The sequence below is a fragment of the Ralstonia sp. SET104 genome, assembly GCF_003851545.1.
Classification (GTDB): Bacteria; Pseudomonadota; Gammaproteobacteria; order Burkholderiales; family Burkholderiaceae; genus Ralstonia.
Genome location: NZ_BHVX01000010.1, coordinates 79,748 through 96,156 on the forward strand (window position 1 = coordinate 79,748; position 16,409 = coordinate 96,156).

General features: G+C 63.5%; 13 protein-coding genes. All 13 read left to right on the forward strand.

The window, feature by feature from the left end:
* The first annotated feature begins 9 nt into the window (after positions 1-9).
* The 13 genes from PSUB009319_RS14365 (at position 10) to PSUB009319_RS14425 (ending at position 16,219) form a co-directional block, all read left to right on the forward strand.
* Positions 10-534, forward strand: a complete 525-nt coding sequence (locus tag PSUB009319_RS14365; protein ID WP_124382901.1) for a cytochrome b — start codon at positions 10-12, stop codon at positions 532-534.
* Positions 535-569: 35 nt separating this feature from the next.
* Positions 570-2,861, forward strand: a complete 2,292-nt coding sequence (locus tag PSUB009319_RS14370; protein ID WP_124382902.1) for a heavy metal translocating P-type ATPase — start codon at positions 570-572, stop codon at positions 2,859-2,861.
* 5 nt (positions 2,862-2,866) lie between these two features.
* On the forward strand, positions 2,867-3,511 hold the full coding sequence (locus PSUB009319_RS14375) for a hypothetical protein (protein WP_124382903.1): 645 nt from the start codon (positions 2,867-2,869) through the stop codon (positions 3,509-3,511).
* Positions 3,512-3,561: 50 nt separating this feature from the next.
* Positions 3,562-4,002, forward strand: coding sequence for a universal stress protein (locus tag PSUB009319_RS14380; RefSeq protein WP_124382904.1), 441 nt, complete (start codon positions 3,562-3,564; stop codon positions 4,000-4,002).
* Positions 4,003-4,069: 67 nt separating this feature from the next.
* Complete coding sequence (locus PSUB009319_RS14385) at positions 4,070-4,543, forward strand: universal stress protein (protein ID WP_374704198.1); 474 nt, start codon at positions 4,070-4,072, stop codon at positions 4,541-4,543.
* A 252-nt stretch (positions 4,544-4,795) separates the two neighbouring features.
* Positions 4,796-6,544, forward strand: a complete 1,749-nt coding sequence (locus PSUB009319_RS14390) for an alpha/beta hydrolase (protein ID WP_124382905.1) — start codon at positions 4,796-4,798, stop codon at positions 6,542-6,544.
* Positions 6,545-8,059: an efflux transporter outer membrane subunit gene (locus tag PSUB009319_RS14395; protein WP_185453473.1), complete on the forward strand. Its 1,515-nt coding sequence runs from the start codon at positions 6,545-6,547 to the stop codon at positions 8,057-8,059.
* The gene (locus PSUB009319_RS14400) at positions 8,056-9,129 is read left to right on the forward strand and encodes an HlyD family secretion protein (RefSeq protein ID WP_124382906.1); all 1,074 of its coding nucleotides are present in this window, start codon (positions 8,056-8,058) and stop codon (positions 9,127-9,129) included. Before PSUB009319_RS14395 ends, PSUB009319_RS14400 begins: the two co-directional genes overlap by 4 nt.
* On the forward strand, positions 9,093-11,909 hold the full coding sequence (gene rbbA / locus PSUB009319_RS14405) for a ribosome-associated ATPase/putative transporter RbbA (RefSeq protein WP_124382907.1): 2,817 nt from the start codon (positions 9,093-9,095) through the stop codon (positions 11,907-11,909). Before PSUB009319_RS14400 ends, rbbA begins: the two co-directional genes overlap by 37 nt.
* Before the next feature lie 12 nt (positions 11,910-11,921).
* A complete protein-coding gene (locus tag PSUB009319_RS14410; RefSeq protein WP_124382908.1) occupies positions 11,922-13,073 on the forward strand; it encodes an ABC transporter permease in 1,152 nt (383 codons plus the stop codon).
* A 9-nt stretch (positions 13,074-13,082) separates the two neighbouring features.
* Positions 13,083-13,589 carry a hypothetical protein gene (locus tag PSUB009319_RS14415; protein ID WP_124382909.1) on the forward strand — a complete coding sequence of 169 codons (507 nt, stop codon included), beginning with the start codon at positions 13,083-13,085 and terminating at the stop codon, positions 13,587-13,589.
* Between the two features lie 9 nt (positions 13,590-13,598).
* A complete protein-coding gene (locus PSUB009319_RS14420) occupies positions 13,599-15,044 on the forward strand; it encodes a bifunctional enoyl-CoA hydratase/phosphate acetyltransferase (RefSeq protein ID WP_124382910.1) in 1,446 nt (481 codons plus the stop codon).
* Positions 15,041-16,219 (forward strand): acetate/propionate family kinase, encoded by a 1,179-nt coding sequence (locus tag PSUB009319_RS14425; RefSeq protein ID WP_124382911.1) that lies wholly within the window; start codon positions 15,041-15,043, stop codon positions 16,217-16,219. The genes PSUB009319_RS14420 and PSUB009319_RS14425 overlap by 4 nt, the downstream gene beginning before the upstream one ends.
* Positions 16,220-16,409: the final 190 nt, after the last annotated feature.

The window sequence follows — 16,409 nt, forward strand, 5'->3', positions numbered from 1 at the left end:
GATAACGCTATGCAATCCGAACTGAAATACGCCCTCCCCATGCGCTCGCTCCATTGGCTGGTGGTTCTGGCGGTGTTGGTCGCCGTTGTGGCCATCGAAATTCTCGACTTCTTCCCTAAAGGCAGCGCCACGCGTGCCGCGCTGTTCATGGTCCATCAGACTGCGGGGCTGACTGTGCTCGCGCTGATGGTGCTGCGCTTGTTGGCCCGATTTGGCATTCAGGCGCCGCCCCCCGTCCCTGGCTCACCGTTGATGCAGCTTGCAGCACGACTCACTCACGGCGTGCTCTATGTCCTGATGGTCGGGATGCCCGTTCTGGGCCTGTTGGCACTGGCCTGGGGAGGCAAGCCGATTCAACCGTTCGGGTTGAATTTGACGCTGGCGCTCACGCAAGACAAGACGTTGGCGAACTTGTCCAAAGAGGTTCATGAGTCGGGTGCCACGCTCGTCTATATCGCGGTCGGGCTGCATGCCGCCGCGGCGCTCTGGCACGAGTTCATCCTGAAAGACCGGCTGCTGCGCCGCATGATCTAGTGCGCATGAAAATGGCCCCGACAGGAAACTCGACAATGCGCGCCACGCGCCTGCTGGCCAACGTTGCATTGCTTGCCTTGTCGGCGCTGACCTTGGTGGCGGGGTTATGGGCGCAGTACCTCGGTGTTGATGCACTGGCGCGGCAACTCTGGCTGATTGGGGTCGTTCCGAACTGGCTGGCGCTGGTTGTCACGATTGTCCGATCGCTGATGCGGCGGCAGGCTGGGGTAGACATTCTGGCGGTCATGTCGATCAGCTTTGCGCTCTTGTCAGGCGAGGTGCTGGTCGCCGCGGTGATTGCATTGATGCTCGCGAGCGGGCGCGCGCTGGAAGATTTTGCTCAAGCGCGTGCGCAGCGCGAAATGACTGCGTTGCTCAGCCACGTGCCCAAGTGGGCCAATCGCTTCGATGGCGGACAGTGGCGCCAAGTCAGTCTGGAGAAGGTTCAAGCGGGTGACCGGTTGCTGGTTCGGCACGGCGAAGTCGTGCCGGTGGACGGCACCTTGTCTGAGCCTGCCGATCTTGATGAATCCACGTTGACGGGAGAATCACTCACCAGCCATCGCCTGGCGGCAGATGCAGTTTGCAGCGGCGTGCTGAATGTGGGCGCCGCTTTTGAAATGATCGCAAGCGCGTCGGCCGAGAAGAGTACGTTCGCGGGCGTTGTCCGGTTGGTCAGTGTTGCGCAGGCCGAGCGGAGCCCTTCCGTCAGGCTGGCGGATCGCTACGCGTTTGCTTTTGTGGGCTTCACGGTTTTCCTGGCGGGGGCAAGCTGGATGCTCACCGGTGATTCGGCCCGCTGTCTAGCCATACTCGTCGTGGCCACGCCGTGTCCGCTGATCCTGGCCGTACCTGTCGCGATCGTGTCAGGCCTGTCGCGTTGCGCCAAGCGAGGCGTGCTGGTCAAAGGCGGGGGCGCTCTGGAACGGCTTGCGTTGGCCGACACGCTGTTTTTCGACAAAACAGGGACGCTGACCAGCGGATATGCACGACTTGTCGACATTGAGTGTGCGCCGCAATATGCGTCCGATGTTGTACTGAGTTTGGCAGGGTCACTCGCACAAGCATCGAATCACGTCACGGCAGAGGCCGTCGCCAAGGCCGCGCGCGAACGTGGCGCCACGCTGGGGCTGCCGAGCGCGGTCGTCGAAAGCCCCGGCGCAGGTGTTCGCGGCCACGTTGACGGACACATCATTTCCATCGGCACGTTGCCTTATGTCTTGGGCTCGTCTGATGTGCCTTCCTGGATAAAAGGGTTCGTCAAGCGCGTGAGCTACGCCGGTGCGGCGGCTGTCTTTGTCGGTGTAGACGGTGAACTGGTGGGCGGATTGCAGTTGATTGACCGCGTCCGCCTTGAGGCGCCTCGTGCGCTGCGGCTTTTGCGTCAAGATGGCATCACACGACAGGCGATGTTGACCGGCGATCGGCCGGACGTTGCCGAATCCGTGGGCGCCATGTTGGGGGTGACAGAGGTTTATGCGGCACTGTCACCTGCGGCCAAGCTTGCAGCGATTCGGGGTGCCCGCGCTGACGGCAAGGTGATCATGGTTGGCGATGGCGTCAACGATGCGCCCGCGCTCGCCGCTGCCGACATTGGCGTGGCAATGGGCGCGCGCGGCGCTGCAGCCTCTTCGGAAGCCGCTGACATTGTCTTGTTGGTGGATCGCCTGGATCGCCTGGTTGACGCCGTCCGGATTGCGCACCGCACACGCCGGGTAGCGCTGCAGAGCGTGATGATCGGCATGTCGCTGTCGCTGCTAGCCATGGTTGTCGCAGCGCTCGGTTACCTCCCGGCGTTGGCAGGCGCAATGCTGCAGGAGGTCATCGACGTCCTGGCCATCGCCAATGCGCTGCGAGCGCTGCGGCCAACCGAAGATGAAGCGGCACGGTTACTCGCCTCTGCCGAGGTTGAGCGCCTCAAGGCCGAACACGCAGAGCTTGAGCCCATCATGAGCCGAATCCGCCTGATTGCAGACTCGCTACCCCATATGGCGGGCGGTACTGCGAGAGCCGAGTTGTTAGCGTTGAATCAATCTTTGGCAGACGTCTTGTTGCCGCATGAACGCCGAGACGATACCCAGCTCTATCCTGACGTGGCCCGCCTGCTTGGCGGAAACGATCCGATGGCCGCAATGAGCGCCATGCATCGCGAGATATTCCGCGTGACGAACCTGCTGGGCAGGATCGTTGCGGATGTTTCCGCCGATGGCCCCGATGCCGTTGTCACACAAGAGCTGCAGCGCTTGTTGTATGGGCTGGATGCCATCCTGCGGTTGCATTGCGCGCAGGAAGACGAGATGTTCCATGTGCTCGGTGCTGAGGCTTGATCGTCATGGCAAACCTGCTCGTATTGTTCGCAACCATCCTTTTGTTGAACGTGATGCCGGCCTTTGCGCCGCCGACGTGGATGGTGATGTCGTGGATCGGCTTCTCGCGGCCAGATGCCAATGCAGTGCTTCTTGCGGGCATTGCCGCTTGCGCAGCAACCGTCGGCCGCCTGGTGTTGGCGCGGCTCTCTTGCGCGCTTGTGCGCAACCGCTGGATGCGTGAGGCCGATCGTCAGAACATCGATGTTGTGCGCGCCTGGCTGGAAGCCCGCAAAGGTATGACGGTCGGGCTGATGCTGGCGTACGCATTCAGCCCGTTCCCCTCCAATTACATCTTCATTGCATACGGTTTGACCGGGATGCGGCTATGGTTGATCGGGCTTCCGTTCTTTGCTGGCCGCTGGATAAGCTATCTGACCTGGACGCACATTGCCCAGATTGGCGCCCGCTATCTGGCTGACGAGACCGAGGTGGGCGGGGTCTATATGGGAGCGTACTTTGTCGTGTCCCAGGTCGTGTTTCTGGCGTTGGTTTATGGGTTCGCCAAAGTGGATTGGCGGTACTTCTTGCAAGCGAAGCGCTTGCGCTGGCGGCAACCAGAATCCGTTGCAGCATCTTCCAAAGATGCACGAACCAAAGCAGAACGCTGATCTGCTTCTTCTCTGTATCGCCACCCAAGGCGCAATTTCAGGAGATCGACATGTACAACATCATCTTGGTCGCAATCGACGGCAGCCCAACATCGCAGCGCGCTCTGGATGAGGCGATCCGGTTGGCGGCTGCGCTTGGCTCAAAGCTGGTCATCGCACATGTCATCGACAATGCCCATGTCAAATGGGATCTTGGCTCTCTGAGCACGCGACAGATTACCGATACGTTGATCCGGCAAGGGCACACGCTTGTGGCACAGGCGCTGCACACCGCGCAACAAGCGGGTATTGAGGCCTCAGTCGTGACCACAGACGACCCGCTGGCTTACATCGAGGTCGCAACGGAACTCGAGAAGCTGGCATTGCAGGTTGAGGCGCAGGTCATGGTGCTGGGTACTCACGGCAGAAGGGGCGTACGGCGAGCGCTGCTGGGCAGTGTCGCTGAAAGCGTAGCCCGGTCGTCGTCGTTGCCGGTGCTGCTGGTCCGTTAGGCGGGGCCGCTCATGCGGGAGCGCCGCCTCGACGTCTGTTGATTGAGATCAGCGCGTACGATCGCGCATGCAGTACGTTGTCAGTATCCACCGACTCGGAAAGGCTATCGAGATGACCCAGAACATTGTTTTGGCCACTGACGGTTCTGCTTACTCAGATGCAGCTGCGCGTTGCATCGCCAGCCGCCAATTGCTCATGCAAGACATTACGGTGCATGTGCTTCATTGCACGCCGGAGGTCAGTGGAGAAGTGAAGACCTTTCTCGGAAAGGCTGATCTTGCCGCGTGGCATCGGGAGGAGAGCGAAAAGGCGATGGCCTCTGCCGTCGAGATCCTGCGCAACGCAGGTATTCCCTTTGAAGCGCATGGATTGATCGGGTTCGCTCCAGAGCGCATTGTTCAATACAGCCGTTCGGTTCAGGCCGGAGCAATCGTCATGGGTTCACATGGACGCGGTGCATTCGTTGATGCCGTGCTGGGGTCCGTGGCCAATCGCGTTGTCGCGCGGGCGCCATGTCCCGTTCTTCTCGTCAAAGAATAGGGGCATCCGAAAACGGGTTATGAGCGTGTCGTTGTGCTGTAGTCAACCCGATTGCGGTAAGACCACTTCGCGCGCCACCGCCGTGTGTTGCCACCACAACTGCTGTGGCAACTGCAAGAAACCGCAGATGTCGTTTCTGTGAAACTGTCTAGAGTCCGCACTCTTGTCTCGGTTTGAGATGTGTCAACTCTGGGCGGTGGCTGCTGGCATCTAATGGATTGCATATTGGCAATCGTTTGACGCCCCCGAACCATGCGCACCGCCCCCGTGCCGTCTTTGCCGACTGCAGAGCAAATCGATCTGCCGTTTCACGCCGCCCTTGCTCGCACTTCGAATTCGCTGTCGCTTGCATCCATGCAACTGGCGCTGCTCGATTGGGCACTGCATCTGGCCGTTTCGCCCGGCAAGTGTCTGGATCTGTGCCGCCTGGCGCTGACGCAGGCCGAACGACTCGACGGCTACATCCGGAACTGCATGGCCTGCGGCCCGCAGGACGTGTGTCTTTGCATCCAGCCGCCGGCACGCGACCGTCGTTTTCTGGCTGACGAGTGGCGCCTGTGGCCGTTCAACGTGCTGCATCAGTCCTTCCTGTTGACCGAGCAATGGTGGGAGGCGGCCACGCACGGTGTGTGGGGTGTCGCCAAGCACCATGAGGACGTGGTTGCCTTTGCTGCGCGTCAATGGCTCGACATGATGTCGCCAGGCAACCAACTGGCAACCAACCCCGTTGTCCTGCGTCGGACCTTTGAGCAGCACGGCACCAACCTTGTGCGCGGCGCGCTCAATGCGCTTGACGATCTGGAGCGCTCCATGAGCGGCGCACCGGCTGCGGGTACTGAACGCTTTATGGTGGGCCGCGACGTGGCCATAACGCCCGGCAAGGTGGTTCTGCGCAACCGCCTGATCGAGCTGATCCAGTACACGCCGACCACGCGCAAGGTCCAGGCCGAGCCCATCCTGATCGTTCCGGCATGGATCATGAAGTACTACATCCTGGATCTGTCACCGCAGAACTCGCTGATCCGCTATCTGGTAGAGCAGGGCCATACCGTGTTCTGCATCTCCTGGAAGAACCCGGACGAGGCTGATCGTGACCTCGACATGGACGACTACCTCAAGCTCGGTGTTTTTGCCGCGCTCGATGCCGTGAATACCATCGTGCCGGGCCAGCGCGTACACGCTACCGGCTACTGCCTTGGTGGCACGCTGCTGGCCATTGCCGCGGCCGCCATGGCACGCGATGGCGATGCTCGGCTGGCGTCCATGACGCTCTTTGCCGCGCAGACAGACTTCTGCGAGCCGGGCGAACTGGGCCTGTTCATCGACGAGGCGCAGGTCAGTCTGCTTGAAGCACAGATGGAGCAGACCGGCTATCTGCGCGCCAGCCAGATGGCCGGAGCCTTCCAGATGCTTCGGTCGTACGACTTGCTGTGGTCGCGCGTGGTGGGTGAATACCTGCTGGGCGATCGCGCGCCCATGAACGATCTGATGGCCTGGAACGCTGATGCCACGCGCATGCCCGCACGCATGCACAGCCAGTACCTGCGGCACCTGTTCCTGAACGACGACCTGAGCGAGGGCCGTTACCCCGTCAACGGCAAGCCGGTGGCCTTGAACGATATCGACCTTCCCATTTTCGTGGTGGGCACGCTGACCGACCACGTGGCGCCGTGGCGCTCGGTCTACAAGCTGCATCACCTGACCGAGGCGGCGCTCACGTTCGTGTTGACAAGCGGCGGCCATAACGCCGGCATCGTCAGCCCGCCGGTCAATTCGCATCGGCGGTTTCAGATGCAGACGCGCCACGTCGGCGAGACATCGGCGGCGCCAGATGACTGGCTGGTATCCGCACCCACGACCGACGGTTCGTGGTGGCCGGCATGGCATGCATGGCTGGTCGGGCATGCATCGGGCGCGACACTGGTGAAGCCACCGACGATGGGCGCCCCAGGACTGCCGCCACTGGCCGATGCGCCCGGCAGCTACGTGCTGGAGAAATAAATGCGTGTGCAGAAACAACGCGGGGCGTGTGGCAGGGGCGCCGGCATGCGTGTGGTCACTACGGCGGTCACCACCACTGTGCTGGCACTGTCGGGTTGCATCTCGATGGCGCCGCCTTACGAGGCGCCCGTGCTGCCCGTGGCCCAGCACTACGAAGCCGACGATGGCCGTGACGGCCTGTCAGCCGCGGCCACCGGCTGGCAGGCGTACTTTACGGACACGCGCCTGCAAGCGTTGATCGGGCAGGCGCTGGAGAACAACCGCGACCTGCGCACTGCCGTGCTGCGCGTGGAAGAAGCGCGTGCTGCGTTTGGCATCCAGCGGGCGGAGGCATTTCCGCACCTCGACGCTCAGGCTGGCATCAACCGCCTGAGCATTCCGTCGGACCTGAGCCCCTTCGGCATGCCGATACGTGTAAGCCAATACCAGGTGGGGGCCGGTGTCTCCAGTTGGGAGATCGATTTCTGGGGGCGCGTGCGCAACCTCAACGACGCCGCACTGGAAAGCTACGTGGCTTCCGACGCCGCGCGCCGTGCGGTGGCGCTTGGGCTGATCGCACAGGTGGCCGACAGCTATCTGGTGCTGCGTGAACTGGACGAGCGCATCGCGCTGGCGCAACAAACCGTGGACAGCCGGACCGAGACCCTGCGCATCTTCTCGCGCCGTGTGGCGGTGGGGGCGACTTCACGATTGAACCAAACGCAGGTTGAGACCCTGCTGACCCAGGCGCAGGCACTGCTGACGCAATTGCAGCAGGCGCGCGACGCGCAGGCGCACGGGCTGGCGTTGCTTGTCGGCAAGCCCATCGACTTGCCGCCGCTGGCAGAGCCGCTTGATGAACACCGCATGCTGGCCGAACTGCGCGCAGGCTTGCCTTCCGATCTGCTGACCCAGCGCCCGGACATTGTTGCCGCAGAGCACCGGCTGCGTGCCGCGCATGCCAGCATTGGCGCCGCCCGCGCAGCGTTCTTCCCGCGCGTGGCGCTGACCGGCGCTTACGGCACGATCGGTCCGGAACTGGGCAATCTGTTTGCACCCGGCACACGCGCCTGGGTTTTTGCCCCGAGCATCAGTCTCCCGCTGTTTGAGGGCGGCAAGCTGCGCAGCAACCTCGACCTGGCAGAAGCCCGCCGGGACCTTGCCGTGGCGGGTTACGAGAAGACCGTGCAGAACGCTTTCCGCGACGTGTCCGACGCGCTCTCCGCACGCAAGTGGCTTGCCGAACAGCTTGACATCGCGCAGGCCGCACTGGCAGCGCAGACTGAACGCGCGCGGTTGTCGCAACTGCGCTTTGACGCAGGCGCATCGACGTTCCTGGAAGTGCTCGACGCCCAGCGCGATCTGCTGGCTGCGCAGCAGCAACTGGTGCAGGTGCGCCGTGCGCTTCTCTCTAGCCGCGTTGGCCTGTATGCGGCGCTGGGTGGCGGCACGCAAGCCGCTGAGTCCGCATCCGAACCGCAACCCCATCTGAGCCTGACGCCGCCCCCGCGCGTACCGGGCGGAACAACACCATGACCATAACTTCCCAACAACGATGGATTGCGCTGCTCGCTGCCGCCCTGGTGGTGGCCGGTGGGGTGTTCGCGTGGAAGGCTTTACGGCAAGAGGGGCCCGGCAAGGGCTTTGTGAGCGGCAACGGCCGCATCGAGGCCACCGAAATCGACGTGGCCACCAAGCTACCCGGTCGCGTGCAGGACATCCTGGTGGATGAGGGCGACTTCGTGACGGCCGGCCAGCCGCTTGCGCACATGCAGGTGCAGACGCTGGAGGCGCAGCGCGACGAGGCCCAGGCGCGGCAGCAGCAAGCTGTCTCTGGCGTGGCGAGCGCACAGGCCCAGGTGGCCGTACGCGAGGCGGATCGGCAGGCCGCACTGGCGCAGATCGCCCTGCGCGAGAGCGACCTGGATGCCGCGCAGCGGCGGCTGGCGCGTTCCGAAACGCTGTCGCACGAGGGGGCATCGTCGATGCAGGAGCTGGATGACGACCGCGCCCGCGTGCACAGCGCCAAGGCCGCACTGGTGGCGGCCCGCGCGCAAGCCGAGGCGGCGCAGGCAGCGGTATCGGCAGCCCGTACACAGGTGGCGGGCGCCGGTGCCACCGTCAAGGCGGCAGACGCAACCGTACTGCGCATCAAGGCCGATATCGATGACAGTGCCTTGACCGCCCCGCGCGACGCACGCGTGCAATACCGCATCGCCCAGCCTGGCGAGGTGCTGGCTGGCGGCGGACGCCTGCTCAACCTGGTGGATCTGTCCGACGTCTACATGACCTTCTTCGTGCCGGAGACGGACGCCGGCCGCATCGCCATGGGCAGCGAGGTGCGTATCGTGCTCGACGCCGCGCCGCAGTATGTGATTCCTGCGCGCGTGTCGTTTGTGGCCAGCACCGCGCAATTCACCCCCAAGACCGTTGAGACGGCCAGCGAGCGCCAGAAGCTGATGTTCCGCGTCAAGGCGCAGATTGACCGCGATCTGCTGCGCAAGCACCTGAAGCTGGTGAAGACGGGCCTGCCCGGCATGGCGTGGCTCAAGCTCGACGCGCAAGCCGAATGGCCGCCCAACCTGGCAATCAAGGTGCCGCAGTGACCACGCTTGCCGATCCGCCCGCCTTGCACGACGCGCGCCTTGTGGCACCGGTCGCCAGCCTTGCTGGCGTGAGCCTGCGCTACCGAAAGACGCTGGCGCTGGATGGTCTGACGCTCGACCTGCCTGCCGGCTGCATGGTCGGGCTGATCGGTCCGGACGGCGTGGGCAAGTCCAGCCTGCTGTCATTGGTGGCCGGCGCGCGGGCCCTGCAGGACGGCACCGTGCATGTGCTGGGCAGCAACATGGCCGATCGCCGTGCGCGCGCCGCGGTCGGCCCGCGCATCGCTTACATGCCGCAAGGGTTGGGGCGCAACCTGTACCCCACGCTGTCGATCGAGGAGAACCTTCAGTTCTTCGGGCGCCTGTTCGGCCACGATGCTGCCGAGCGTCGCCGCCGCATTGATGCACTCACGGCCAGCACTGGCCTGCGGCCGTTCCTCTCGCGGCCTGCGGGCAAGCTGTCGGGCGGCATGAAACAGAAGCTGGCGTTGTGCTGCGCGCTCATCCATGATCCGGACCTGCTGATCCTCGACGAGCCGACCACGGGCGTTGATCCGCTCTCGCGCAGGCAGTTTTGGGACTTGATTGCCCGTATTCGCGCTGGCCGCCCAGGCATGAGCGTGATTGTGGCCACGGCGTACATGGAAGAGGCCGAACGTTTTGACTGGCTGGTCGCCATGGACGCGGGGCGGGTGCTTGCCACCGGCACACCAGCCGGCCTGCGCAGCCGCGCCGGTACCGATTCCCTTGAAGCCGCGTTCATTGCACTGCTGCCGCTGACGCGCCGGCAGGGGCATCAGGCCGTGGTGGTGCCGCCCTTGTTGGCCGCCGCAGAAGACGATGTGGCCGTGCAGGCGAACGGCCTGACCATGCGCTTTGGCGACTTTGTGGCGGTTGACCACGTCGACTTCCGTATCCGTCGCGGAGAGATCTTCGGTTTTCTCGGCTCCAACGGCTGCGGCAAATCGACCACCATGAAGATGCTCACCGGCCTGCTGCCTGCCAGCGAAGGTCAGGCGTGGTTGTTCGGCCATCCGGTCGACCCGAAAGACATCGACACACGCCGGCGCGTGGGCTACATGTCGCAGGCGTTCTCGCTGTATGGCGAACTCACCGTGCGACAGAACCTCGTGCTGCATGCGCGCCTGTTCCAGGTGCCCGAACTCGAGCTGCAGTCGCGTGTGGCTGAGATGCTGACCCGCTTCGGGCTCCAGGAGGTGTCCGACAGCCTGCCCCAGAGCTTGCCGCTGGGCATGCGGCAGCGCCTGTCGCTGGCCGTGGCGATGGTGCACAAGCCTGAACTGCTGATCCTGGATGAGCCGACCTCCGGTGTGGACCCGGTCGCGCGTGACATGTTCTGGCGCCTGATGATCGACCTCGCCCGGCGGGATCGCGTGACCATCTTCATCTCAACGCACTTCATGAACGAGGCCGAACGATGCGACCGCATCTCGCTCATGCATGCCGGCCGCGTGCTGGTGAGCGATGCGCCTGCGGCGCTGGTGCACGCGCGTGGCACACAGACGCTGGAGCAGGCGTTCATTGCCTATCTGCAGGAGGCTGCCGAAGCGGCTGCGGGCGCCGACGAGGTTGCCGCACCGCTGCCGGCGCGCGCAGCCGAAGCCAACGCGCTGAGCGGAACGTCCGCCCACCGCCGCTTCAGTTTTGCGCGCGCATTGAGCTATTCGCACCGTGAGACGCTGGAACTGCGCCGCGACCGCGTGCGCGCCACGCTGGCGCTGCTGGGCACAGCCATCCTGATGTTCATCATCGGATACGGCATCAGCCTGGATGTGGAGAACCTGACCTACGCCGTGCTCGACCGCGACCAGACCGCGCTCTCGCGCGACTACACGCTCAATCTGGCGGGCTCGCGTTATTTCATCGAAAAACCTCCGATTCACGACTACGCTGAGCTGGACCGCCGCATGCGCAGCGGCGAGTTGTCGCTGGCGATTGAGATCCCGCCGGGCTTTGCGCGCGACGTGGAACGCGGCGCGGCCGTGCAGATCGGTGCCTGGGTGGATGGCGCCATGCCCACCCGCGCCGAAACCGTGCGCGGTTACGTGCAGGCCATCCACCAGCTCTGGCTGGCCGATGCGGCCGTGCACCGGCTGGGCATGCGGCTCACGCTGCCAAGTACCGTTGAAACGCGCTATCGCTACAACCCCGACGTGAAGAGCCTGCCCGCCATGGTGCCCGCTGTGATCCCAATGCTGCTGATGATGATTCCCGCCATGCTGGCGGCGTTGTCGGTGGTGCGGGAAAAGGAGCTGGGCTCCATCATCAATTTTTACGTGACACCGGTGACGCGTGCGGAATTCGTGTTGGGCAAGCAGGTGCCATATATCGTGCTGGCCATGCTGAACTTTCTCTTGCTGGCGCTGCTGGCGGTGACGGTGTTCGGTGTGCCGATCAAGGGCAGCTTTGCGACGCTCGCATTGGGGGCGCTGATCTTCGTGACGTGCTCGACGGGTTTCGGGCTGTTTGCCTCCACCTTCACGCAAAGCCAGATCGCGGCCATGTTCGTCACCATGATCGGCACGATCATTCCATGCGTGCAATTTGCCGGGCTGCTCAATCCTGTGTCGTCGCTGGAAGGGGCGGGTGCGCTGATCGGGCGCGTGTATCCGGCCACGCATTTCCTGACCATCAGCCGGGGCGTGTTCAGCAAGGCGCTGGATATGGGCGCGCTGGGCAGCGCATTCTGGCCGCTCCTGGCGGCGGTGCCGGTCATTCTGGGTGCCACATTGCTGATGCTGCGCAAGCAGGACCGGTAGGAGCACCACGCCATGCCAAGCCTTCTGACCGATCGCCGCACCGCTCGCCTGAGCAACATCTTCCGGCTGGGCATCAAGGAATTGCGAAGCCTGTTGCGCGACCCGATGATGATGGTGCTGATCGTCTACACCTTCACGCTGTCGATCTACGTGGCGGCCACCGCCATGCCCGAGAGCCTGCACAATGCCTCGATCGCCATCGTCGATGAAGACAGCTCGCCGCTGTCAGCGCGCATTGTCTCGAGCTTCTATCCGCCGCATTTCCGCACACCGGCGCTCATTCCGCTCACCGAGGTGGACCCGGGCATGGACAGCGGCCGCTACACATTCGTGCTCGATATTCCGCCCGATTTCCAGCGTGACGTGCTTGCCGGGCGCGCTCCGTCAATCCAGCTCAACATTGACGCCACGCGCATGAGCCAGGCCTTTACCGGCAACGGCTACATCCAGCAAATCGTCTCGGGCGAGGTGAACGCGTTCCTGCAGCGTCACCGCGCCGCGCCCGCCACGCCGGTCGATCTGGTGCTGCGCACGCGCTTCAACCCCAATCTGGAACAGACGTGGTTCGGCTCGTTGATGGAGATCATTAACAACGTGACCATGCTGTCGATCATCCTGACCGGCGCCGCACTGATCCGCGAACGCGAGCACGGCACGATCGAGCATCTGCTGGTGATGCCTGTCACGCCGTTCGAGATCATGATGTCCAAGGTCTGGTCGATGGGGCTGGTGGTGGTGCTGGCCGCGCTGGTAGCACTGGTGTGCGTGGTGCAGGGCGCGCTGCATGTACCGATCGAGGGCTCGATCCTGCTGTTCATGCTGGTGACCACGCTGCATCTTTTTGCCACAACCTCCATGGGGATCTTTCTTGCCACGGTGGCGCGGTCCATGCCGCAGTTCGGCATGCTGTTGGTTCTGGTGCTGCTGCCGCTGGAGTTGCTCTCGGGCGGTACCACCCCGCGCGAGAGCATGCCCACTGTGGTGCAGTACATCATGTTCGCCGCGCCGACCACGCAATTTGTCTCGGCGTCGCAAGCCATTCTGTACCGGGGTGCGGGGCTGGGGGTCGTGTGGCCGCAGTGTCTGGCCATCTGCGTAATCGGCGCCGTGCTGTTTGTCGCATCACTGACGCGCTTTCGCCAAACCATCAGCCAGATGGCTTAAGGAGCCAATATGGATACATCCGCCAACCTTCCTCTCGCGCTCCAAAAGGCGCACCTCGCATGTGGCCTGCAGACGTTGGGTTTGCTCAAGGCAGCGCGGCAGCGCTGGTATGAACTGGGTGCCGAGCTGCTGGCCGAAGACGTTGCCCGCACGGAGTCTGCACTGGCTGCGCTGCAAAGCGTTGAAGACTGGAACGCGTTTGCAGCATTGCTGCCCAATGCATTCTGGCAGACCAATCAGCGTGCCGTGCAGGTGCTGCAGGGTGTGCTGCAGACGGCTATCTCGAACCAATCGAGCCTGGTGGCAGATTCTCAGCGCGTCATGCTGGAATGGCAGCAGGCTTGCGTACGCGCACTGAGCACGGCGGGCAATGCCATGCCGGTGCACACGGCGCTGCAGGGCATGCTGTCGGCGTTGGGCGCGCAGGGCGACACATTCATCCGCTCCGCATTCGTGCAGCCAAACCTTGTGCCTGCGCCCGGCAAGAGCAACGGTCAACTTCACAAAGCTTCCTGACGAACACGCATGGGCCCCGATCATTTGCCTGCACCGCCGGCGTTGCTGCCGGCCGGTGATCTGAGCGTGGTGCGCAATCGCACCTTTGACGAAATCGCCATTGGCGACACTGCCGCCATGCTGCGCACGCTAACGGCGGAAGATATCCAGCTCTTTGCGGTGCTGTCGGGGGACGTCAACCCGCAGCATCTGGACCCGGAATTTGCGGCATCCACGCGCTTTCATGGCGTGATTGCGCACGGCATGCTGGGCGGTGCACTGATTTCCGCTTTGCTTGGGACCCGGTTGCCGGGGCCGGGAACGATCTACCTTGGGCAGACGCTGCAATTCCTTGCACCGGTGCGCGTTGGCGACACCTTGACGATCCGCGTGACGGTGGTCAGCAAGGAGGAGGAAAAAAAGCGGCTCAAGCTGGCATGTACTTGCACAAATGACAGCGGCACGGTCGCCATCACGGGGGAGGCCGAAGTCATCGCGCCCACCGAACGGATTGAGCGTGCGCGTACCACGCTGCCTGATGTGCGTATTACCACCAGCGGTGACGGCATCCACCGGCTGCTCGACCATGTGCGCCCCCTTGGGGCGATCCGTATGGCTGTGGTTCACCCGTGCGATGCGCTGAGCCTGTCTGCCGTGATGGACGCGCGCACTGAAGGCCTCATCGTGCCCTGTCTGGTCGCACCCCGTGCCAAGTTGATGCGCATAGCCGCCGAGGCCGGCCTGGACCTCAGCGACATGGAAATCGAAGATGTGCCGCACAGCAGCGCTGCTGCCAGCCGCGCAGTGGAGCTTGTCACGCAGGGCAGGGCAGAAGCGCTCATGAAGGGCAGCCTGCATACCGACGAGCTGATGGCGGCGGTGGTGTGCGCGGAGTCAGGGCTGCGTACCAAACGTCGGATCAGTCATTGCTTTTTGATGCAGTCGCCAGCGTATCCGCGGCCGTTTATCGTCACGGATGCTGCCATCAACATCGCACCGACCCTGGAGCAAAAGGCGGACATCATCCGCAACGCCATCGATCTGGCCCATGCGATTGGCGTTGAACGGCCTCGGGTGGCGATTCTTGCAGCGGTCGAGACCGTGAACCCGCGTATGCCCGCCACGCTCGATGCGGCCGCGCTGTGCAAGATGGCAGACCGCGGCCAGATTGAGGGCGGTGTGCTGGACGGGCCACTGGCTTTCGATAACGCGGTATCAGCCGCCGCAGCGCGCATCAAGGGCATTGTTTCGGAAGTGGCAGGGCAGGCCGATGTGCTGGTGGTGCCCGATTTGGAAAGCGGCAACATGCTCGCCAAACAGTTGGAATACCTGGGTGGGGCCGCCAGCGCGGGCATTGTGCTCGGCGCCCGCGTGCCCATTGTTTTGACCAGCCGCGCTGACTCGCGCGAATCGCGCATCGCGTCGTGCGCCATTGCCACGTTGCTGGCTCACCGCTACCGCAACTTACCCCCATGAACGATTGCATCGCCGTACTGAACTGCGGCTCGTCGAGCATCAAGTTTGCGTTGTTCGATGCCACCCTGCATCCATTGCCGCGCACGCCCATGTGGAGCGGGAAAGTGGAGGGCATCGGCACTGACCACCCCACGGCGACAGCGGCTAGCGCGCCGACGCAGGCGCTGGAGCTTGACGCTGCGCAGCCGTATCACGCGGCGCTCATGCACATTCGCCAGCGTGTCGAGCAAAGGCTGGGCGGCCGTCGGCTGCTGGCCGTGGCACATCGGGTCGTGCACGGCGGCTCCAAGTATTTCGCGCCGGTACGTGTGAACGCGGAGGTGCTTTCCGATCTACGCAGCTACATTCCGCTGGCGCCGCTGCATCAACCGTTTGCACTGGAGGCCATCGAGGCGCTTCTGTCGAGCTTGCCTGACGTGCCGCAGGTGGCCTGCTTCGATACGGCGTTCCACAGCACGCTGCCACAGGTCGAGACGATGCTGCCACTGCCCTACGCCGCATGGGAGCGTGGTCTGCGGCGTTATGGCTTTCATGGGTTGTCGTACGAATACATGTCGATTGCTTTGCCGCAACGGCACGGCGATATCGCCCTGGGGCGCACCATCGTCGCGCACCTGGGCAGCGGTGCCAGCCTGTGTGCAATGCATGGGCTGAAGAGCGTGGCTACAACCATGGGGTTTTCCGCGCTGGATGGCCTGATGATGGGAACGCGGTGCGGCTCGCTTGATCCGGGTGCGGTGCTCTACATGATGGAGACGGAGCATCTTTCCCCCGCACAGGTCGGCAACGTGCTGTATCACGAATCGGGGCTGCTGGGCGTGTCAGGGTTGTCTTCCGACCCGCGCGATCTGATTGCGCACGAGGCCGACAACCCGCGGGCAAAGGCAGCGCTGGCGCTATACGTGCGCCGGATTGTGCGTGAGATCGGCGCCCTGGTGGCGGTGCTCGGTGGCCTGGATTTTTTGGTGTTTACGGCAGGTATTGGTGAACACAACGCCGTACTGCGCGAACGCGTTGTGGGCGCACTCGGTTATTTGGGCGCTGCACTGGATGACGCGGCCAACCAGGCGCATGCAGCAATCATTTCCAGTTCAGCGAGCGGGATTCGCGTGGCGGTAGAGCCGACAAATGAGGAATGGGTGGCAGCACGGCACGTGATTCAGCGCAATCTGTAGGGCGGTCACGCTCGTGACGTGCTGTGCGGGGGTGTGCAGAAATCGCCCAGAACCATGCAGCATCGATCTGAGCCCCACAGGGGCTCGCATCGTTGACTCTTATATAAGATATAAGACATTTGACCGCGTGGGGGTATTGCGATTAGAATCGCGCCCAAGCGGCGCCCGGAACAGCTTCGGGCGCCTGAAA

Excerpts from the sequence above, each read along its gene's own strand:
- PSUB009319_RS14400 (WP_124382906.1), top strand. The coding sequence starts at position 8,056 with ATGACCATAACTTCCCAACAACGATGGATTGCGCTGCTCGCTGCCGCC.
- rbbA (WP_124382907.1), top strand. The coding sequence starts at position 9,093 with ATGGCCGCCCAACCTGGCAATCAAGGTGCCGCAGTGACCACGCTTGCC.
- PSUB009319_RS14385 (WP_374704198.1), top strand. The coding sequence starts at position 4,070 with ATGCAGTACGTTGTCAGTATCCACCGACTCGGAAAGGCTATCGAGATG.
- PSUB009319_RS14365 (WP_124382901.1), top strand. The coding sequence starts at position 10 with ATGCAATCCGAACTGAAATACGCCCTCCCCATGCGCTCGCTCCATTGG.
- PSUB009319_RS14390 (WP_124382905.1), top strand. The coding sequence starts at position 4,796 with ATGCGCACCGCCCCCGTGCCGTCTTTGCCGACTGCAGAGCAAATCGAT.
- PSUB009319_RS14425 (WP_124382911.1), top strand. The coding sequence starts at position 15,041 with ATGAACGATTGCATCGCCGTACTGAACTGCGGCTCGTCGAGCATCAAG.
- PSUB009319_RS14420 (WP_124382910.1), top strand. The coding sequence starts at position 13,599 with ATGGGCCCCGATCATTTGCCTGCACCGCCGGCGTTGCTGCCGGCCGGT.
- PSUB009319_RS14415 (WP_124382909.1), top strand. The coding sequence starts at position 13,083 with ATGGATACATCCGCCAACCTTCCTCTCGCGCTCCAAAAGGCGCACCTC.
- PSUB009319_RS14375 (WP_124382903.1), top strand. The coding sequence starts at position 2,867 with ATGGCAAACCTGCTCGTATTGTTCGCAACCATCCTTTTGTTGAACGTG.
- PSUB009319_RS14410 (WP_124382908.1), top strand. The coding sequence starts at position 11,922 with ATGCCAAGCCTTCTGACCGATCGCCGCACCGCTCGCCTGAGCAACATC.
- PSUB009319_RS14395 (WP_185453473.1), top strand. The coding sequence starts at position 6,545 with ATGCGTGTGCAGAAACAACGCGGGGCGTGTGGCAGGGGCGCCGGCATG.
- PSUB009319_RS14370 (WP_124382902.1), top strand. The coding sequence starts at position 570 with ATGCGCGCCACGCGCCTGCTGGCCAACGTTGCATTGCTTGCCTTGTCG.
- PSUB009319_RS14380 (WP_124382904.1), top strand. The coding sequence starts at position 3,562 with ATGTACAACATCATCTTGGTCGCAATCGACGGCAGCCCAACATCGCAG.